The following is a 19080-nucleotide window of genomic DNA, read 5'->3' on the forward strand; positions in this document are numbered from 1 at the left end:
GCATCAGTAGTTGACGCGTTTTTCGACAAAGCGGAATTGCAGCACCGTCAACGCGATCACGATCGTCATCAGGACCACTGACTGGGCCGCCGAGCCACCCAGGTCCATGGCCTTGAACCCATCGTAATAAACCTTGTAGACCAGAATCGAGGTCGCCTGCCCCGGGCCGCCGTGGGTGGTTGCATCCACAATGGCAAAGGTGTCGAAGAAGGCATACACCATGTTGATGACCAGCAGGAAAAAAGTGGTGGGTGAGAGCAGGGGAAACTGAATCGTCCAGAAGCGTCGCCAGGGTTTCGCGCCATCAATCGCCGCGGCTTCAATCAGGGACTTGGGAATGGACTGCAAGCCCGCGAGGAAAAACAGGAAGTTGTAGGAAATCTGCTTCCAGACGGCGGCCATCACGATCAGTGTCATGGCATGGCCTTCGTTGAGCAGGTGATTCCAGTTGATGCCCAGGTGCCCCAATGCGTAAGCCACCACGCCCAGGGAGGGCGAAAACATGAAGATCCACAGTACGCCCGCCACGGCAGGTGCCACGGCGTAGGGCACGATCAGCAGGGTCTTGTAGAACATGGCGGCTTTGATGATGCGGTCGGCAAAAATAGCCAGCATCAAGGACAGGCCAATACCCAGAACCGCGACCAGAATCGAGAACAGTGCGGTTGTCTTGAAAGAGGCCAGGTAGCTGTCATCCGCCCATAAGCGTTTGAAGTTTTCCAGCCCGACCCATTCCGTGGAGGTGCCAAAGGCATCCTGCACCTGAAATGACTGGAGCAGGGCTTGCGCCGCAGGCCAGAAAAAAAACACGCCAATCACCAGCACCTGGGGTGCCAGCAGCAGCCAGGGCAGGTACACAGACCGGAACTGAACGCGCTTTTCCATAAGTTTCGCTTAAGTGTCCGGTCCGGCGTGTTTTTAAAAGTCCGTCAGGTGTTTCAGGACTTGTTGGCCTTCTGGAACCGTTCCAGATGCTCGTTGCCACGTTTGACAATGGCGTCCAGTGCCTCCTTGGCGGATTTCTTGCCGTTCCAGACTTGTTCGAGTTCTTCGTCCTCCACCGCACGGATCTGCACATAGTTGCCCAGGCGGATGCCCCGGCTCTTGTCCGTGACCTTGCGGATCATCTGCGACACGGCGACGTCGGTTCCGGGTTTTTCCTTGTAAAAGCCGGATTTCTCAGTCAACTGGTAAGCCGCCGTGGTGATGGGCAGGTAGCCGGTGCGCTTGTGGCTGGCGGATTGCACTTCGGGACTGGACACGTAGTTGAAGAAGGCGGCCACACCCTTGTACTCAGCAGGCTTCTTGCCGGCCATCACCCACAGGCTGGCACCGCCAATGACCGTGTTTTGCGGCGCACCGGGCACATCAGGGTAGTAGGGCAGCGTGGCCAGGCCATAGCCAAACTTGGCGTTCTTGGCCACATTGCCGTAAAAACCGGCCGAGGTGGTGATCATGGCGCATTCGCCCGAAATGAAGCTGGCTTCAGGTACGTTGCCACGGCCTTTGTAGACAAACAGACCCTGTTTGGACATGTTGGCCAGGTTTTCGATATGCCGCTGATGCAGGGGGGAATCCACCTTCAGGCGTGCATCCAGTCCAGCCAGACCGTTGGACTTGCTGGCGAATTCCACGTTGTGCCAGGCGGAGAAGCTCTCCAGCTGGGTCCAGCCCTGCCAGGCGGTGGTGAAGGGGCATTTATGGCCACTGGCCTTGAGCTTGGCGGCCGCCAGTGCCACTTCGGGCCAGGTGCTGGGTGCTTTGCTGGTATCGAGTCCGGCGGCTTTGAAGGCGTCCTTGTTGATATAGAACACCGTGGTCGAACTGTTGAACGGGAAGCTCAGCATCTGGCCATTGGGTGCGGTGTAGTAGCCGGCCACGGCCGATACATAGGCCGTGGGGTCAAATTTGTAACCTGCGTCCTTCATGACCTGCCCTACGGGCACGATGGCGCCCTTGCTGGCCATCATGGTGGCGGTGCCAACCTCAAATACCTGCAGGATGTGGGGCGCGTTACCCGCCCTGAAGGCCGCCACGGCGGCGGTCATTGACTCGTCATAACTACCTTTGTAGGTAGGCACAATTTTGTAATCCTTCTGGCTGGCATTGAAGTCCTTGGCCAGATCATTGACCCATTCGCCGTTGACGGCGGTCATTGAGTGCCACCACTGGACTTCGGTTTGTGCCTGGACCGACAGCGAACATGCGGCTGCAAGGCCAATGGCAGCAAATTTCAATTTCATGCGAACTCCTTGGGTGTAAGAGGGACGAGCTTAATGGGGCACTGTGACGCTTATGCGACAAAAATAAGTCAAGACCCGAGCGAACCATTAAACACCTGTTTTTTACCGGCGGTTATCGGGGTTTCCATCAGGTGGAGTCCATCCGGTCAGTGGGTGAATGCTGCACTGCGGTAACATCTCAGCCCAGCCGGGCGCAGCTTCACGCCACCCCGTGTCACGTTCTGGCTGTAACTACACAACCCGATGAACGCCCCCATCCAGCTCAATCATTTAGTGTCCGCGTCCGCTCACGAGCAGCACGCGCACGCCCGCATTCGCGAAATTCCCTACAACTACACCTCGTTTTCAGACCGTGAAATCGTGATCCGCTTGCTGGGTGCACCAGCCTGGGAATGGCTGAACCGCCTGCGCGATGAACGCCGTACGGGCCGGTCCGCCCGCATGTTGTATGAGGTGTTGGGTGACATCTGGGTGGTGCAGCGCAACCCCTATTTGCAGGATGACCTGCTGGACAACCCCAAGCGGCGTGTGCTGCTGGTCGAGGCGTTGCAGCATCGCCTGGGCGAGGTGCAAAAGCGCCGCACGCCCGAAACCGACCCCGAGCGCGACGCTTTGGTGGGTGAACTTCTCAAGGGTGCCAATGCGGCTGTGCAGGCTTTTGATGCGGCCTTCATCGAAACAGCATCGTTGCGGCGCAAGACGCAGAAGCTGCTGGTCAAGCTGACGGCCAAAGACAACATCAAGTTCGATGGTCTCTCGCGCGTCAGTCACGTGACCGATGCCACCGACTGGCGTGTGGAGTACCCGTTCGTGGTGCTGACGCCCGACACCGAGCTGGAAATGGCGGGTTTGGTCAAAGGCTGTATTGACCTGGGACTGACCATCATCCCCCGGGGTGGCGGCACCGGCTACACGGGTGGTGCGGTTCCCCTGACCTGGAAGAGCGTGGTCATCAACACCGAAAAGCTCGAAGCCATGACCGAAGTCGAGATGCTGACGCTACCGGGCTTGTCCCAGCCTGTGGCCACGGTCTGGACCGAAGCGGGCGTGGTTACCCAACGTGTGGCTGATGCGGCCGAACGCGGCGGTTTTGTGTTTGCGGTGGACCCGACCTCGGCCGAGGCGTCGTGCATTGGCGGCAATATCGCCATGAACGCAGGCGGAAAGAAGGCCGTGCTGTGGGGCACAGCGCTGGACAACCTTGCCAGCTGGCGCATGGTGACGCCGCAAGCCGAGTGGCTGGAGGTGACGCGCCTGAACCACAACATGGGCAAGATTCACGATGCTGAAGTGGCCAGTTTCGAACTGAAATATTTCAAGGCTGACGGCAAAACCCCGATCCGCACCGAACGGCTGGATATTTCAGGCAAGTCATTTCGCAAGGAGGGGCTGGGCAAGGATGTCACTGACAAGTTCCTGAGTGGTCTGCCGGGTATCCAGAAAGAAGGCTGTGACGGCCTGATTACCAGTGCCCGTTGGGTGGTGCACCGCATGCCGGTGCACACGCGCACCGTGTGCCTGGAATTTTTTGGCAATGCCAGGGACGCAGTGCCCAGCATTGTGGAGATCAAGGACTTGATGTTTGCCGAGCAAAAGCGCTCGGGCGTGCTGCTGGCCGGCCTGGAGCATCTGGATGATCGCTACCTCAAGGCCGTGGGTTATGCCACCAAGTCCAAGCGCGGTGGCCTGCCCAAGATGGTGTTGTTTGGCGACATCGCGGGTGACGACGCCGATGCGGTGGCGCGTGCCACCTCCGAGGTGGTCCGCATTGCGAATTCACGCAGCGGCGAGGGCTTCATCGCCATCAGCCCCGAGGCGCGCAAGAAGTTCTGGCTGGACCGCAAGCGCACCGCGGCAATCTCCAGGCATACCAATGCCTTCAAGATCAACGAAGACGTGGTGATTCCTTTGCCGCGCATGGCGGAATACACCGACGGTATCGAGCGCATCAACATCGAGTTGAGTCTGAACAACAAGATTGCCTTGTGCGACGCGCTGGAAGACTTCTTTGCCAAAGGCGATTTGCCTCTGGGCAAGCACGACGACGCCAATGAGATTGCGTCGGCTGAATTGCTCGAAGACCGGGTGGTGCAGGCGCTGACCCTGATTCGTGATGTGCGTACGCAATGGCAGGGCTGGCAGCGGGATGTGGAGGCGCTGTTTCCCCAGTTGCAGGACCATACTTTGCGCGCCAGCTGGAAGACTCAACTTCGGGCACCGCTGCAGCACATCTTCACCGGTGGTGCCTTCGAGCCCATCCTGCTGGAGTGCAATACCATTCACCAACGCGTGCTGAAGGGCCGTGTCTGGGCGGCTCTGCACATGCACGCGGGCGACGGTAACGTGCATACCAACCTGCCTGTCAACAGTGACGACTACGAAATGTTGCAGGCGGCGCATGGCGCTGTGAAACGCATCATGGCGCTGGCGCGCTCACTCGACGGTGTGATTTCCGGCGAACACGGCATTGGCATCACCAAGCTGGAATTCCTGACCGATGAAGAGCTGCGGCCCTTTACCGAGTACAAGGCCAAGGTGGATCCGCAAGGGCGTTTCAACAAGGGCAAGTTGCTGCGAAATTTAGAGCATTCCGCGCAGATAGATCAAGGACTAAGCTCCGATTTAACCAATGCCTATACCCCCAGCTTCGGGCTGATGGGGCACGAGTCGCTCATCATGCAGCAAAGCGATATTGGCGCCATTGCCGACAGCGTGAAAGACTGCCTGCGCTGCGGCAAGTGCAAACCGGTGTGTGCCACTCACGTGCCGCGCGCCAACCTGCTTTACAGCCCGCGCAACAAGATTCTGGCCACGTCCTTGTTGGTGGAGGCGTTCCTTTACGAAGAGCAGACACGCCGCGGCATCTCTATCCGTCATTGGCAGGAGTTTGAAGATGTGGCCGACCACTGCACGGTTTGTCACAAGTGTCTGTCGCCGTGTCCGGTGAACATTGACTTTGGCGATGTCACCATGAACATGCGCAATCTTCTGCGCAAGATGGGCAAGAAGAGTTTCCGTCCGGCAGGGGCGGCCGCCATGTTCATGCTCAACGCCACCAATCCCGAGACCATCAAGTTTGCCCGTTCCATGATGGTCGATGTGGCGATCAAGGCGCAGCGTCTGGCAGCTGACGTGATGAAGGTCATCGCCCGCAAGCAGACCAAGGCCCCGCCCGCCACGCTGGGGACTGCGCCGATCAAGGAGCAGATCATCCACTTCGTGAACAAGAAGCTCCCTGGCGGCTTGCCCAAGAAGACCGCCCGCGCCTTGTTGGATATTGAAGACAAAGACTACGTGCCCATCATCCGCGACCCGAAGACCACGACTGCGGAGACCGAGGCCGTGTTCTATTTTCCCGGCTGTGGCTCCGAGCGCCTGTTCAGCCAGGTGGGCCTGGCCACGCAGGCCATGCTGTGGCACGCGGGTGTGCAAACGGTGCTGCCACCGGGTTATCTGTGCTGTGGTTATCCGCAGCGCGGTTCGGGTTTGTTCGACAAAGCCGAGAAGATGATCACCGACAACCGGGTGCTGTTCCATCGGGTTGCCAACACCTTGAACTACCTGGACATCAAGACCGTGGTGGTGAGTTGTGGCACCTGTTACGACCAGTTGCAGGGCTATGAATTCGACAAGATATTCCCTGGCAGTCGCATCATCGACATTCATGAATACCTGCTGGAGAAGGGCATCACCCTGCAAAATGCGGGCTCCTTCCTGTTCCACGATCCCTGCCACAGCCCGATGAAACTGCAGGAGCCGATCAAGACCGTGAAGGCCTTGCTGGGTGATAACGTGATCCAGTCAGACCGCTGCTGCGGTGAGTCTGGCACGCTGGCGCTGAATCGGCCCGACATTTCGACGCAAGTGCGTTTTCGCAAGGAAGAAGAGATTCGCAAAAACGAGACTCAACTGCGCGAAAAAGGCGGTTTGGCACCGAAGGAAAACATCAAGATGTTGACCTCCTGCCCGGCCTGTCTGCAGGGTTTGAGCCGCTATGGTGACGACTTGAGCAATGGGTTGCTGGAGGCAGATTACATTGTGGTGGAGATGGCGAACCAGATTCTGGGTACGCAATGGATGCCGGACTATGTCAAGCGTGCCAACGATGGCGGCATTGAGCGGGTGCTGGTGTAAGGGCTTCAATTTTTTCAGAGGTGGTCAAACATGGCAGGTTTGCATTCAGGCGCTCCGACGCCGCAGTCGATTACGGTGCACAGCCAGTCGAAAGTGCTGGAGGTGAGCTTTTCTGACGGGGCCGAGTTCCGTATCCCGTTCGAGCTGATGCGCGTGTATTCCCCCTCTGCCGAGGTGCAGGGTCACGGGCCTGGCCAGGAGGTGCTGCAAAGCGGCAAGCGCGAGGTTGGCCTGGTCGGGCTGGAGCCGGTAGGCAACTACGCGGTTCAGCCAGCCTTTTCGGATGGGCACGATTCAGGCATTTTCTCGTGGGATTACCTCTATTTCCTGGGCTCTCAGCAGGAAAAACTGTGGGCTGACTACAGTGTCCGCTTGACCGCCGCCGGGGTGGACCGCGATGCGCCCATGCCCGAAAAAGCCGGCCACGGATGCGCCAGTCACTGAGTTATCAGGCGCGGTGTCATCAAAAGATGCACAGCGTCGCATTTCGGATCTAGTATTGCAGCCATGACAACAACACATTTTGGTTTCCAATCGGTTGACGAGGCCGAGAAGGCAAAACACGTGCGAGGCGTGTTTGATTCGGTCGCGCCCAAGTACGACTTGATGAACGACTTGATGTCGATGGGCCTGCACCGTGCCTGGAAGGCATTCACCGTGATGGTGGCCAATATCCGCGAGGGTTATCAGGTGCTGGACATCGCGGGAGGCACCGGCGATCTGGCGCTGGCTTTTTCCAAAAAAGTGGGTAAAACCGGCCGTGTGGTGCACACCGACATCAATGAAGCCATGTTGCGAACCGGGCGCAATCGTTTGCTGGATGCAGGTGTTTCATTGCCCACGTTGGTGTGTGATGCCGAGAAGCTGCCGTTTCCCAACAACCATTTCGATGTCGTGAGTGTGGCATTTGGCTTGCGCAACATGACCCACAAGGATCTGGCCCTGACCGAGATGAACCGCGTGCTCAAGCCCGGGGGCAAGTTGCTGGTGCTGGAGTTTTCCAAGGTGGCCCCCCCCTTGGAGAAGGTTTACGACTGGTATTCGTTCAAGGTCTTACCCAAGTTGGGTCAGTTGGTCGCGGGTGATGATGCCAGCTACCGTTACCTGGCTGAGTCGATTCGTATGCATCCGGGGCAGGAAGAGTTGAAAGCCCTTATGCAAAATAATGGCTTTGGCCATGTGGATTACCACAACCTCACCGGCGGGCTGGTAGCCTTGCATGTTGGAATCAAGTGCTGAAGCTTGCGAATCTGGGAATAATCCCAATGTGCGAATGAGTTTTTTGGAGACATCATGAAATTCTGGTCTTTGATATTGGCGGTGTTTTTGGTCTTGGCCGGCTTCAATGCCGAGGCCGCAAAACGCATGGGTGGCGGCAAGTCCGTCGGACAGCAGTCCAGCAATGTGACACAGCGTCAGGCGACGCCGACGCAGGGTGCGACGAAGCCTGCGGCGCCCGCACCAACTGCACCTGCTGTTGCACCGAAGAAGCCATGGGGTGCCATGCTGGGTGGTCTGGCGGCCGGACTGGGCTTGGCTTGGTTGGCGAGCTCGCTGGGTCTGGGTGAGGGCATGGGGCAATTCATGATGTTTGCGCTGCTTGCCTTGGTGATCATGATGGCCGTGGGTTGGTTCATGCGTTCCCGCAAGGCTGCGCAAGCCCAGGGTGGTGCTAGCTCCCCGTTTGCATTCCAGGGTGCAACACCAGGAGGCGGTGCTGCGCAGGCGCCGGCGAGTTACCGTCCCGAAAATGTCGGCAACGACGCCTCGGCGCGCCCTTGGGAGCGCAACAGCATGGCATTTGACGCCACCAAGACAGGGACTGCTTCTGGCTCAATGATTGGCGCTGGCCTGGCGGGTTCGTCGGGTCTGTCGGGTTCGCAAAGCTGGGGTATCCCTGCCGGCTTTGACACTGATGGCTTCTTGAAGGCCGCAAAGACGAATTTCATCTCCCTGCAGGCAGCGTGGGACAAGTCGGACGTCAATGCACTGCGGGTCATGATGACGGACACCATGCTGGCGGAAATCCAGACCCAACTCAATGAACGCGAGGTTCACACCGGTGGTCCCGTCAATCTGACCGATGTAGTGATGATCGAAGCTCAGTTGCTGGGTATCGAAGATCTGGGCAATGAATACATGGCCAGTGTGGAGTTTTCCGGCATGATTCGTGAAGAACCTTCTGCCGGCCCGAGCCCGTTCCGGGAAGTCTGGAACATGACCAAGCCGAAAAGCGGTAGTGGTGGTTGGCTGGTCGCCGGGGTGCAGGCATTGCAGTAAGCGCCGGCGGCGGGTGAGGTTTCCCCGACGCTTGGGGGAAATTCAATGCATAAACAGGGAATAATGGGGACTATGGCAACACAGTCCCCATTTCTTTTGCTGGAAAGCTTTCTCCAGACCCTCTCTCCGGCCAATTTTCAGCCGCCCGTATGGCTGATGGATGAGGTGCAACGCCGCCTCGTTTTGTTGTTGAATCACATTCTTTCCCAAGAAAAAGAAGCTACCAACCGCCTTGCAAGGCAAAAAGGCCGCGTAGTCCATATGCAATGGCGCTTTCTTGCTATGGAGCTGGTAGCAACGCCGGCCGGCCTGTTGGATCGCGCACCCAGTGGCGCCAAACCGGATCTGGTTTTGGCGGTCACTGAAGAGTCCCCGTTGGCATTGGCTCAGGCCGCCTTGCGTGGCGACAAGCCTGCTGTTCGCATTGAGGGTGATGTGCAACTGGCGGCTGAAGTGAATTGGCTGGTTGATCATGTTCGCTGGGATATGGAAGAAGACCTCTCCAAAGTGATTGGCGATGCACCCGCGCACGCTTTGGGCCAAGCTGCCCGGGGCATGGCTGCCGCCTTGCGGCAGTTCCTCGGAGCGGCTGCCGCCAAGGGTGCCGACCAGGCGCAAACATGACGCGCCTGTTTCGCGGTGTGTTCATCGTCTGGGTGGTGCTGCGATACGGCCTTGACGAATTGTTTTTGACCAGTTTTCAGAAACCCTGGCTGCATGTGATTGCCCGTATCGTGTCGGTCGGGCGCAACCTGAATGCACCGCGTGGTCAGCGCATCCGCGAGGCGCTTGAGCGTCTGGGGCCCATTTTTGTCAAGTTCGGGCAGGTGCTATCCACCCGGCGCGATCTGATGCCACTGGACATCGCGGACGAGTTGGCCCGCCTGCAGGATCGGGTGCCACCTTTCAGCAGTGACGTGGCCATTGCCACTATCGAGCGCTCGTTCAACAAAAAGATCGGTGATATCTTCGTCTCGTTCGATCGTGAGCCCATCGCCAGCGCCTCGATTGCACAAGTGCATTTCGCGGTGCTCAAGGACCGGTCGGGTGGCACCCGGGAGGTGGCAGTCAAGGTCTTGCGTCCCGGCATGCTGGCGGCGATCGACAAGGACTTGAGCCTGATGCGCATGATGGCGGGCTGGGTCGAGGGATTATCCGCCGATGGCAAGCGCCTCAAACCGCGTGAAGTGGTGGCTGAATTCGATAAATACCTGCATGACGAGCTTGATCTGGTGCGGGAGGCGTCCAGCGCAGCGCAATTGCGACGCAACATGGCTGGACTTGATTTGGTGCTGATTCCGGAGATGTTCTGGGACTACTGTATGACCGATGTCATCGTGATGGAGCGCATGACGGGTATCCCCATCAGTCAGGTGGATCGCCTGCGGGAGGCGGGGGTCGATATTCCCAAGCTGGCTCGCGATGGTGTCACAATTTTTTTCACGCAGGTCTTTCGGGATGGATTTTTCCACGGCGACATGCATCCCGGTAATATTCAGGTCAGCTTGGACCCTGCCACCTTTGGTCGCTACATCTCGCTGGATTTTGGCATTGTGGGCACGCTGACCGAGTCAGATAAGGAGTATCTGGCGCAGAACTTCACCGCATTTTTCAGGCGCGATTACAAGCGGGTGGCCGAGTTGCATATTCAGTCAGGCTGGGTGCCGGCGGCAACGCGGGTGGATGAACTTGAGTCCGCCATCCGCTCGGTGTGTGAGCCTTACTTTGACCGGCCGCTGAAGGAAATTTCCCTGGGGATGGTTTTGATGCGCCTGTTCCAGACTTCGCGGCGCTTCTCGGTTGAAATTCAACCGCAACTGGTGCTGCTGCAAAAGACGCTGCTCAATATCGAAGGACTGGGACGCCAGCTTGATCCGGAACTGGACCTCTGGAACACAGCCAAGCCGTTTCTCGAGAAATGGATGATCGATCAGCTGGGACCGGCCAAGCTGGTCGAGCAGCTGCGCAACGAAGCGCCCCAATATGCCAAGCTCCTGCCGGAGTTGCCGCGCCTGCTGTTTGATTTCCTGCAACACAGCAAGTCCAACTCTGGCCGGGTCGTGGAAGAACTGCTGGCCGAACAAAAGCGTACCAACAAGTTGTTGCAGGCTTTGATGTACGGTGGCGTTGGGTTCTTGCTCGGCCTGGTGGTCATGCAGTTGATCGTTCGGGTACGGGTTTTCTAAGCTACTTTACCGAATAGCCGCGCTGAACGGGTCGACGCCTTATAATTAAAGGCTTTGCAACTTGTAATCAGAGCCCTATCTCCATGCCAATTTACGCCTACAAATGCGAGTCCTGCGGGTTTGCCAAGGACGTGTTGCAGAAAATGTCGGACGCCCCTCTGACCGACTGTCCGACATGTGGTGCTTCTGCCTTCAAGAAGCAGGTCACGGCCGCGGGCTTTCAGCTCAAGGGGTCAGGCTGGTACGCCACTGATTTCAAGGGAGGTGCCTCGGGTACCTCCGCGCCGGCCACAAGCCCTGCCAGTACCGATTCAGCAACGAGTTCGACAGACAGCGCCAAGCCTTCCGATAGTTCATCGTCCAAATCAGATTCAGCACCGGCCGCTGCTGCGGGCGGTTGTGGCAGTTCCTGCGCTTGCCATTGAGCGTGTTTGACCTAACCTCAGGATTGCCGTGCCTATAAAGAAGTACCTGCTCACCGGCTTGCTGGTCTGGCTGCCCCTCGCGATCACCCTGTGGGTGCTTTTGTGGCTGGTGGGGCTGCTTGACGCCATCTTTGGCGGCTTTCTGACCGGTCTGGGTGCCGTCACACCACAGTCGACCGCTGAGGTGATTGAGCAGATGCGCCACATCCCGGGCTTGGGTGTGCTCCTGGTCTTCTCGGCCCTGTTGATCACGGGTGCCCTGGTCTCCAATGTGGCGGGACGCTGGTGGCTCAAGCAGTGGGACCGGTTGTTCACGCATATTCCGGTGTTCAAATCGATTTACAACAGCGTGAAAAAGGTGTCGGACACACTTTTTTCCAGCAATGGCAATGCGTTTCGAAAAGCCATGTTGGTTCAGTATCCCCGCGCAGGTGTCTGGACCATTGCGTTTCAGACCGGCGCGCCTGGCGGTGAAGTGGCCGAGCATTTGGGACCGGATCATGTGAGCGTTTATGTGCCCACCACCCCCAACCCGACCAGCGGTTTCTTCCTGATCCTGCCGCGAGCCGAAGTCATTGAATTGAAAATGAGTGTTGATGAGGCGTTGACTTACGTCATCTCCATGGGGTCGGTTGCCCCTTCCGCTGTCACTGGCACGCCCGTCAAATAAGTTCCTGATTTTTATTGAAAACCTGTGCCGCCCCTCCAGGCGGGCTTTGAAAGTTGTCTATGGCCATGCGCTCTCACTATTGCGGTCTTGTGACCGAGGCCTTGCTGGGCCAAACCGTAACCCTGTGTGGTTGGGTCAACCGTCGTCGCGATCACGGCGGTGTGATCTTTGTTGATGTGCGCGACCGCGAGGGTTATGTTCAGGTGGTGTGCGATCCCGATCGCGCTGAGATGTTCAAGACAGCCGAAGGCTTGCGCAATGAGTTTTGTATCCAGGTCAAGGGACTGGTCCGCGCGCGTCCTGAAGGCACGACCAACGACAGCCTCAAGAGCGGCAAGATCGAGTTGTTGTGCCACGAGTTGACGGTGCTCAATCCTTCGGTGACGCCGCCGTTCCAGCTGGATGACGACAACCTGAGCGAAACCACGCGCTTGACGCACCGTGTGCTGGATCTTCGTCGCCCTTACATGCAGAACAACCTGATGCTGCGTTACCGCGTGTCCATGGAAGTGCGCAAGTTTCTGGACGCCAATGGTTTCATCGACATCGAAACGCCGATGCTGGGCAAGTCCACACCTGAAGGTGCCCGTGACTATCTGGTGCCCAGCCGAGTGCATGATGGGCACTTCTTTGCCTTGCCGCAAAGCCCCCAGTTGTTCAAGCAGCTGCTGATGGTGGCCGGTTATGACCGTTATTACCAGATTACCAAGTGCTTCCGCGACGAGGATCTGCGTGCTGACCGTCAGCCTGAATTCACGCAAATCGATATCGAAACTTCGTTCCTGAGTGAGCAGGAAATCCGTGACATGTTCCAGGGCATGATCACCACGGTGTTCAAGAACACCATGAATGTCGATTTGGGCGAGTTTCCCGTCATGGCTTATAGCGAAGCCATGCATCGCTACGGCTCCGACAAGCCCGATCTGCGCATTCCGCTGGAATTTGCCGAGTTGACCGATGTCATGGGTGATGTGGACTTCAAAGTGTTCGCTGGTGCTGCGACCATGAAGGGCGGCCGCGTGGTTGCGCTTCGCATCCCCGGCGGTGCGCGTGAAGTGGGCGGCCTGAGCCGCAGCGAGATTGACGCGTACACCGAGTTCGTCAAGATCTACGGTGCCAAGGGCCTGGCCTACATCAAGGTCAATGAACTGGCCAAGGGCCGCGATGGACTGCAGTCACCTATCGTCAAGAACATTCACGACAAGGCCCTGGCTGAGGTGCTGGCACGCACCCAGGCACAGGATGGCGATCTGATTTTCTTTGGCGCGGACAAGGCCAAAATCGTCAACGATGCCATCGGTGCGCTGCGTATCAAAATCGGCCACAGCGAGTTCGGGAAGAAGAACGGGCTGTTTGAGAATGCCTGGCGCCCCATGTGGGTGGTTGACTTCCCCATGTTTGAATTCGACGAGGAGGCGCAGCGTTACACGGCAGTCCATCATCCGTTCACGGCGCCCAAAGAGGGCCATGAGGACTGGATGGTTACTGCGCCCGAGAAGTGCATTTCCCAAGGTTACGACATGGTGCTCAACGGCTGGGAGATGGGTGGTGGCTCGGTGCGTATCCACCGCGCCGATGTGCAGCAAAAAGTGTTTGACGCTCTGAAAATCACGCCCGAGGAAGCGCAGGATAAATTCGGTTTTCTGCTGGATGCCCTGCAATATGGCGCGCCTCCCCATGGTGGTCTGGCCTTCGGCTTGGACCGTATCGTCACCCTGATGACGGGTGCCGAGTCCATCCGTGATGTGATTGCCTTCCCCAAAACCCAGCGGGCTCAGTGCTTGCTGACGCAGGCTCCTTCGCCTGTGGATGAAAAGCAATTGCGCGAATTGCACATTCGCCTGCGCACGGCCGAACCCGTCAAGGCGGTTTGAACAGGCCCCCGTGCGGGGCTTCAGGCAGAATGAAAGGGCGCTCGACAAGTGCCCTTTTTTTATGCCTCCAATTTTCAAAATTCCCCAATCCGTTCTGGTCGTTATTTACACCCCGGCACTGGATGTATTGCTTATAAAAAGAGCCGATGCACTGGATTTCTGGCAATCGGTGACCGGCAGCAAAGATGCGCTGCAGGAGACTTTCTTGCAAACGGCGGTGCGTGAAGTGGCTGAGGAAACCGGCATCGACTGCGGCCCCGGCAGGCCTTTGGCAGGTAGCCTGTTCGACTGGGAACTGGAAAACGTTTACGACATTTATCCCCGCTGGCGGCATCGTTATGCACCGGGCGTTACCCGAAATACGGAGCATTTGTTTGGTCTAATGGTTCCGGCAGGAACCCCGGTTCGTTTGAGCCCGCGTGAGCACACGCACTACCAGTGGTTACCTTACTTGCAGGCGGCCGAGGCCTGTTTTTCACCGTCTAATGCGGAGGCTTGTTTGATGTTGCCAAGGTTCGCTTCTTCGAGGGTTCAAACATGAATATTGTGCGTGTCGCCACCTATAACATTCACAAGGGTGTACAGGGTGTGGGGCCGCGGCGCAGGTTGGAAATTCACAATCTGGGGCACGCCGTTGAGCAGCTTGATGCAGACATCGTTTGTCTGCAGGAAGTGCGCAAGATGCATCGCAAGGAGGAGGAGTATTTCACGCGCTGGCCCGATATGCCTCAGGCCGATTTCCTGGCCCCCGAGGGCTACGAAGCGGTCTACCGCACCAACGCATTCACGCGCCATGGCGAGCATGGCAATGCCTTGTTGTCGCGCTGGCCTGTTGTCACTCACCAGCATGAAGATATTTCAGACCATCGGTTCGAGCAGCGTGGTTTGCTGCATGTGGAAGTGATGGTGCATGGATGTCCTGTGCATGTGCTGGTGGTGCATCTGGGCTTGATCCGGGCCAGCCGCGCGCGCCAGGTGGCACAGTTGCAGCGTTTTATCGAGCGTGAAGTGCCGTCCGGCGCACCCCTGCTTGTGGCAGGTGATTTCAATGACTGGGGAACCTTGGTGCACAAGGCATTTCGATCGTCGCATTTGAGCACTTTCGAGGGCGAGCGACAGCCCACTTTTCCTGCCCGGATGCCCATCGTGCAGTTGGATTATGTGTATGCAAGGGGATTGCTGCCCTTGGGGGTCCATGTACCGCGTGGTCGCATCTGGTGGCGCATGTCTGATCATTTGCCCTTGATCGCCGAATTCTCCCTGCCGACCTGAGCCGCCTTGTCCATGCCGCAACTCCCCTCTGGCCATCAAGTCCTGTTGTTGCAGGGTGGCGAGGATTTTTTCCCTGCCTTGGTGGAAGCTATTGACCGCAGCCTGCGCGAGGTCCGGATGGAGACCTATATTTTCAGTATCGAAGCGTCTGGCGAGCGTGTGGCCAGTGCGCTGGAGCGCGCTGCCTTGCGCGGTGTTTCGGTGTATTTGGTGGTAGATGGTGTCGGTACGCCAGATATCCCGCTGCAGTGGAAGGAACGCTTCAATGCGGCAAGTGTGAATTGGCGCATTTTTTCGCCGCTTGGCCGTTTGGGCATGTTGATCCCCAGCCGCTGGCGGCGTTTGCATCGAAAGCTGTGCGTGGTCGATGGCGCGGTGGCGTTTTGTGGCGGCATCAATGTGCTGGACGATTATTTTGACCCCAATCATGGCACCCTGGAGGCGCCGCGGTTTGACTTCGCGGTACGCGTGACGGGTCCGATGGTGCAGGAGATGCATGAAACGATGGCGCAGTTCTGGTGGCGTCTGCAAGCCAGCAGGAAAGCGCGTCAGATCGATATTCCGGCCGTCTGGCGGGCGCTGCAGGAGGCTGTGACGGCATCGCAAGTCGGCGTGACCCCAGAGGTCGCAACTCCTGGCCCGGACGGACTCGCCTGCAACACCCGTGCGGATCTGGTGCTGCGCGACAACGTGCGTAACCGCTCCCGGATCGAGCGCAGCTATCGAACGGCCATCGGTGAGGCGACCGAAGAAATCATCATCGCCAATGCCTATTTCCTTCCTGGGCGAAAATTGCGCCAAGGCTTGATTCATGCCGCGCGACGAGGAGTGAGGGTGCGCTTGTTGTTGCAGGGCCGGTATGAGTATTTTATGCAGTACCATGCGGCGCGCCCCGTGTACCGCGCCCTGCTGGCCGCAGGTGTTGAAATTCATGAGTATTCGGTCAGCTTTCTTCATGCCAAGGTCGCGGTGATTGACCGGCACTGGGCCACAGTGGGTTCATCCAACCTGGATCCTCTAAGTTTGTTGCTGGCACGCGAGGCCAACGTGGTGGTCGACGATGCGTTTTTTGCGCAGGATTTGCGCGCCCGGTTGGAGCACGCCATGGTTCATGGCGGGGCCCGGGTTGACCCTGCTGTTGATGCCAACCGGCCTTGGCGCCAGCGCTTTTTGGACCGTGTCGCCTTTGGATTGATGCGCAGCCTTTTGTTCCTGAGCGGCAATCGCTACTGATTTGATAGCTGCTGACGCTCATTTGACAAGGGCGGATGCTGAAAAACCCTACAATTAAAACGCTGGTACCATCATCCGATGTTAATGAAAAGTCAAAGCTCCATGAACCCAATTGATGCCGATGAGGGCACTCCCGTATCCATCAAAATCCGGGAGCGCCTGCTGGCAGCGCGCAAACGCTTCAATGCCAACGACAACATAGCCGAGTTCATCCAGCCGGGCGAGCTGGAAAAACTGCTCGATGAAGTTGAAGACAAGATGCAAGGCGTGCTCAACAGCCTGGTGATCGACACCGAACGCGATCACAACACCGGCAATACAGCGCGCCGTGTGGCCAAGATGTACCTCAACGAGGTGTTTCGCGGTCGTTATGTCAATGCCCCCACCATCACCGAATTCCCCAACGCCGAACACCTGAACGAGTTGATGATTGTCGGCCCGATCACCGTGCGCAGTGCCTGCAGCCACCATCTGTGCCCGGTCATCGGCCAGATCTGGATTGGCGTGCTGCCCAATGAGCATACCAACGTGATTGGCCTGTCCAAGTACGCCCGTCTGGCGGAGTGGGTCATGGGTCGACCGCAGATTCAGGAAGAGGCGGTTGTGCAACTGGCTGATTTGATTCAGCAGAAGACCCAGCCGGATGGGCTGGCGATCGTGATGGAGGCCACTCATTTCTGCATGGGCTGGCGTGGTGTGAAAGATGTGGAGAGCAAAATGATCAACTCGGTCATGCGGGGCAGTTTCCTGAAGGACTCCAACTTGCGTCGCGAATTCCTCTCGCTTTTGCCAAGGAAAAGCTGATCATGCTGGTACGTTTGCTTTACGCCAGCCGCGCAATCGACACCAGTGCCGATGCGATTGATGCCATTTTGAGCCAGTCGCGCCAGCACAATCCAGAGTGCGGCATCACGGGCATTCTTTGCTATGGCGGCGGTATTTTCCTTCAGGCGATTGAAGGCGGTCGCATGCCGGTGAGCGAGTTATATGGTCATATCCAGCGAGACCCCCGCCACAAGGATGTGGTGCTGCTGCACTACGAAGAAATTTCCGAACGCCGGTTCGGCGGTTGGACCATGGGGCAGGTCAACATGTCCAAGATCAACGCCTCCATTTTGCTCAAGTACGCAGAGAAGCCGGAGCTGGATCCCTACTCGGTATCGGGCAAAGTGTCCCTGGCCTTGCTGGAAGAGTTGATGGCCACTGCGTGCATTATTGGGCGTGCCTGACGCGGTGTCTGGTGTGGTAGTGGTAGGCTGTGATTTTTCCAGCAGTCCTTCCCGAAAAAAACCAATCGTTCTGGCGCTGGGGTCCTCGCAAAAAGGACGTGTGTTGCTATCAAATTTGGAGCAAATGGCGTCCCTGGATGCGTTTGCCCAATGGTTGGCGCGTCCGCAAAGTTGGGTGGGTGGCTTCGATCTCCCGTTTGGACTGCCCCGTGAACTGGTCGAGAGACTGGCGTGGCCCACGGTCTGGGAAGATTGCATCCGTCACTATGCAAGCTTGAGCCGGGCGGAGATTCGCGCCACGTTTGCCGCCTTTTGCGATGCACGGCCCGTCGGGGGTAAATTTGCCCACCGGGCGACAGATCTTCCGGCGGGTTCCAGCCCTTCCATGAAATGGGTCAATCCGCCGGTGGCCTACATGCTGCACGCGGGGGTGCCTCTGTTGCTGGCAGCAGGTGTGCGTTTGCAAGGACTGCATGCGGGGGATCCGAAGGACGTTGATGCGGACGGGCACGCGCGCCGCGTGGCTCTTGAAGCCTACCCTGGTTTGTTGGCGCGTGAAGTATTGGGCAACCGAAGCTACAAAAGCGACGACAAAGCCCGTCAGACGCCGGAGCGCCTGATTGCGCGCAAGGACCTGATTACTGCACTTGAGCATGGCCAGACCCGACTGGGCTTGCGCCTCAAGCTGACGCATGCGCAGCGCGATCTGCTGACGGACGACGCCAGCGGTGATTCTCTGGATGCTGTGTTGTGTCTGATGCAGGCCGCGTGGGCCGAGTCCCGCCATGCCAGTGGCGACGCACGCTACGGTTTGCCCGCAAACATGGACTCACTGGAAGGCTGGATTGTCACTGCCTGATGATTGCTGGGCCTTTCGAAACGCCACTGGACCATGTCTGCAGCACAGTCCTTCTATAGTCTGACAGTTTGATCATCAGGTCAGCCATGCAACTCTTTTCGGCTAGAGTCCGTTAAAGTGAAAAAGCTGTGGCTAAGCTGTACGTGAAACCGGGGCCGGTTCACTACGAAACACTTGGGGAGTTTTACGATGAATGTTTCCTTCTATGAAAAACAAACATCCAATCAGATGCTTGAGCCGTATCTTCGGATGTGTGTGCTTGTCGCAGCAATGTTTTTAACCTCAAGTTGCCACTCTCTGCCACCGAATGACAGGGCCGTCACACTACCCGACACGCATCTGATTGACCCTCAAGCAGAGGCGATGCTGTTGAAGCGGATTCAAGCAGAAATAAGTGATGCGAGATGCAGCGCCGATAGCCAATGTCGCACTTTGCCAATCGGTGAGAAGAGTTGTGGTGGTCCCGTGTCCTGGGTGCCATGGTCGGCCTCCGTTTCCAACGGCGAGCAACTGCGGGTTTGGACTGCCCAATTGGCTGCGATGCAACGTCGTCGCAACGAAGTCAGTGGTGTGATGTCAAACTGTCAATACATTGCGGATCCGGGTGCCAGTTGCGTCGCTCAGCATTGCGAACTGCGCAGTCTGAACCATTCCAATTGAAAACAAAAAAAGAGC

At 57.7% G+C, this 19080-nt stretch carries 18 protein-coding genes; 16 read left to right on the forward strand and 2 right to left on the reverse strand.

What is annotated here, in order from left to right; genetic code table 11:
- Positions 1-3 precede the first annotated feature (3 nt).
- A complete protein-coding gene (gene ugpA / locus IV109_RS05710) occupies positions 4-885 on the reverse strand; it encodes a sn-glycerol-3-phosphate ABC transporter permease UgpA (RefSeq protein ID WP_296693560.1) in 882 nt (293 codons plus the stop codon).
- Between the two features lie 53 nt (positions 886-938).
- A complete protein-coding gene (ugpB, locus tag IV109_RS05715; protein ID WP_296693562.1) occupies positions 939-2243 on the reverse strand; it encodes a sn-glycerol-3-phosphate ABC transporter substrate-binding protein UgpB in 1305 nt (434 codons plus the stop codon).
- A 243-nt stretch (positions 2244-2486) separates the two neighbouring features.
- Here ugpB and IV109_RS05720 point away from each other — a divergent pair, with 243 nt between their 5' ends.
- The 16 genes from IV109_RS05720 to IV109_RS05795 all read left to right on the forward strand — a co-directional run bounded on the left by IV109_RS05720 (position 2487) and on the right by IV109_RS05795 (position 19065).
- Positions 2487-6377, forward strand: a complete 3891-nt coding sequence (locus IV109_RS05720; protein ID WP_296693564.1) for an FAD/FMN-binding oxidoreductase — start codon at positions 2487-2489, stop codon at positions 6375-6377.
- Between the two features lie 30 nt (positions 6378-6407).
- Complete coding sequence (locus IV109_RS05725) at positions 6408-6821, forward strand: DUF971 domain-containing protein (protein WP_296693566.1); 414 nt, start codon at positions 6408-6410, stop codon at positions 6819-6821.
- A 63-nt stretch (positions 6822-6884) separates the two neighbouring features.
- Positions 6885-7616, forward strand: coding sequence for a bifunctional demethylmenaquinone methyltransferase/2-methoxy-6-polyprenyl-1,4-benzoquinol methylase UbiE (ubiE, locus tag IV109_RS05730; RefSeq protein ID WP_296693568.1), 732 nt, complete (start codon positions 6885-6887; stop codon positions 7614-7616).
- A 54-nt stretch (positions 7617-7670) separates the two neighbouring features.
- Entirely contained in the window at positions 7671-8657 is a 987-nt protein-coding gene (locus IV109_RS05735) for a TIM44-like domain-containing protein (RefSeq protein ID WP_296693571.1), read from the forward strand.
- Positions 8658-8729: 72 nt separating this feature from the next.
- On the forward strand, positions 8730-9281 hold the full coding sequence (locus IV109_RS05740; protein WP_296693575.1) for a hypothetical protein: 552 nt from the start codon (positions 8730-8732) through the stop codon (positions 9279-9281).
- Entirely contained in the window at positions 9278-10843 is a 1566-nt protein-coding gene (ubiB, locus tag IV109_RS05745) for a ubiquinone biosynthesis regulatory protein kinase UbiB (RefSeq protein WP_296693578.1), read from the forward strand. The genes IV109_RS05740 and ubiB overlap by 4 nt, the downstream gene beginning before the upstream one ends.
- Positions 10844-10926: 83 nt before the next feature.
- Positions 10927-11268: an FmdB family zinc ribbon protein gene (locus tag IV109_RS05750; protein ID WP_296693582.1), complete on the forward strand. Its 342-nt coding sequence runs from the start codon at positions 10927-10929 to the stop codon at positions 11266-11268.
- A 34-nt stretch (positions 11269-11302) separates the two neighbouring features.
- Positions 11303-11938 carry a DUF502 domain-containing protein gene (locus IV109_RS05755; RefSeq protein ID WP_296694290.1) on the forward strand — a complete coding sequence of 212 codons (636 nt, stop codon included), beginning with the start codon at positions 11303-11305 and terminating at the stop codon, positions 11936-11938.
- A 59-nt stretch (positions 11939-11997) separates the two neighbouring features.
- Positions 11998-13812 (forward strand): aspartate--tRNA ligase, encoded by a 1815-nt coding sequence (gene aspS, locus IV109_RS05760; protein ID WP_296693584.1) that lies wholly within the window; start codon positions 11998-12000, stop codon positions 13810-13812.
- A gap of 61 nt (positions 13813-13873) precedes the next feature.
- Positions 13874-14353 carry a dihydroneopterin triphosphate diphosphatase gene (gene nudB / locus IV109_RS05765; RefSeq protein WP_296694292.1) on the forward strand — a complete coding sequence of 160 codons (480 nt, stop codon included), beginning with the start codon at positions 13874-13876 and terminating at the stop codon, positions 14351-14353.
- Positions 14350-15084 (forward strand): endonuclease/exonuclease/phosphatase family protein, encoded by a 735-nt coding sequence (locus tag IV109_RS05770; RefSeq protein ID WP_296693586.1) that lies wholly within the window; start codon positions 14350-14352, stop codon positions 15082-15084. The genes nudB and IV109_RS05770 overlap by 4 nt, the downstream gene beginning before the upstream one ends.
- A 12-nt stretch (positions 15085-15096) precedes the next feature.
- Complete coding sequence (gene clsB / locus IV109_RS05775) at positions 15097-16317, forward strand: cardiolipin synthase ClsB (RefSeq protein ID WP_296693589.1); 1221 nt, start codon at positions 15097-15099, stop codon at positions 16315-16317.
- Positions 16318-16419: 102 nt separating this feature from the next.
- Positions 16420-17121 (forward strand): GTP cyclohydrolase I, encoded by a 702-nt coding sequence (gene folE / locus IV109_RS05780; protein ID WP_296693592.1) that lies wholly within the window; start codon positions 16420-16422, stop codon positions 17119-17121.
- 2 nt (positions 17122-17123) lie between these two features.
- Positions 17124-17546 (forward strand): BLUF domain-containing protein, encoded by a 423-nt coding sequence (locus IV109_RS05785; RefSeq protein WP_296693594.1) that lies wholly within the window; start codon positions 17124-17126, stop codon positions 17544-17546.
- A 4-nt stretch (positions 17547-17550) separates the two neighbouring features.
- A complete protein-coding gene (locus IV109_RS05790; RefSeq protein ID WP_366834228.1) occupies positions 17551-18405 on the forward strand; it encodes a DUF429 domain-containing protein in 855 nt (284 codons plus the stop codon).
- A 189-nt stretch (positions 18406-18594) separates the two neighbouring features.
- Positions 18595-19065 (forward strand): hypothetical protein, encoded by a 471-nt coding sequence (locus IV109_RS05795; protein ID WP_296693600.1) that lies wholly within the window; start codon positions 18595-18597, stop codon positions 19063-19065.
- Positions 19066-19080: the final 15 nt, after the last annotated feature.

Origin of the sequence: Rhodoferax sp. (genome assembly GCF_018780565.1) — a bacterium.
In the GTDB taxonomy this organism is placed as follows: Bacteria; Pseudomonadota; Gammaproteobacteria; order Burkholderiales; family Burkholderiaceae_C; genus Rhodoferax.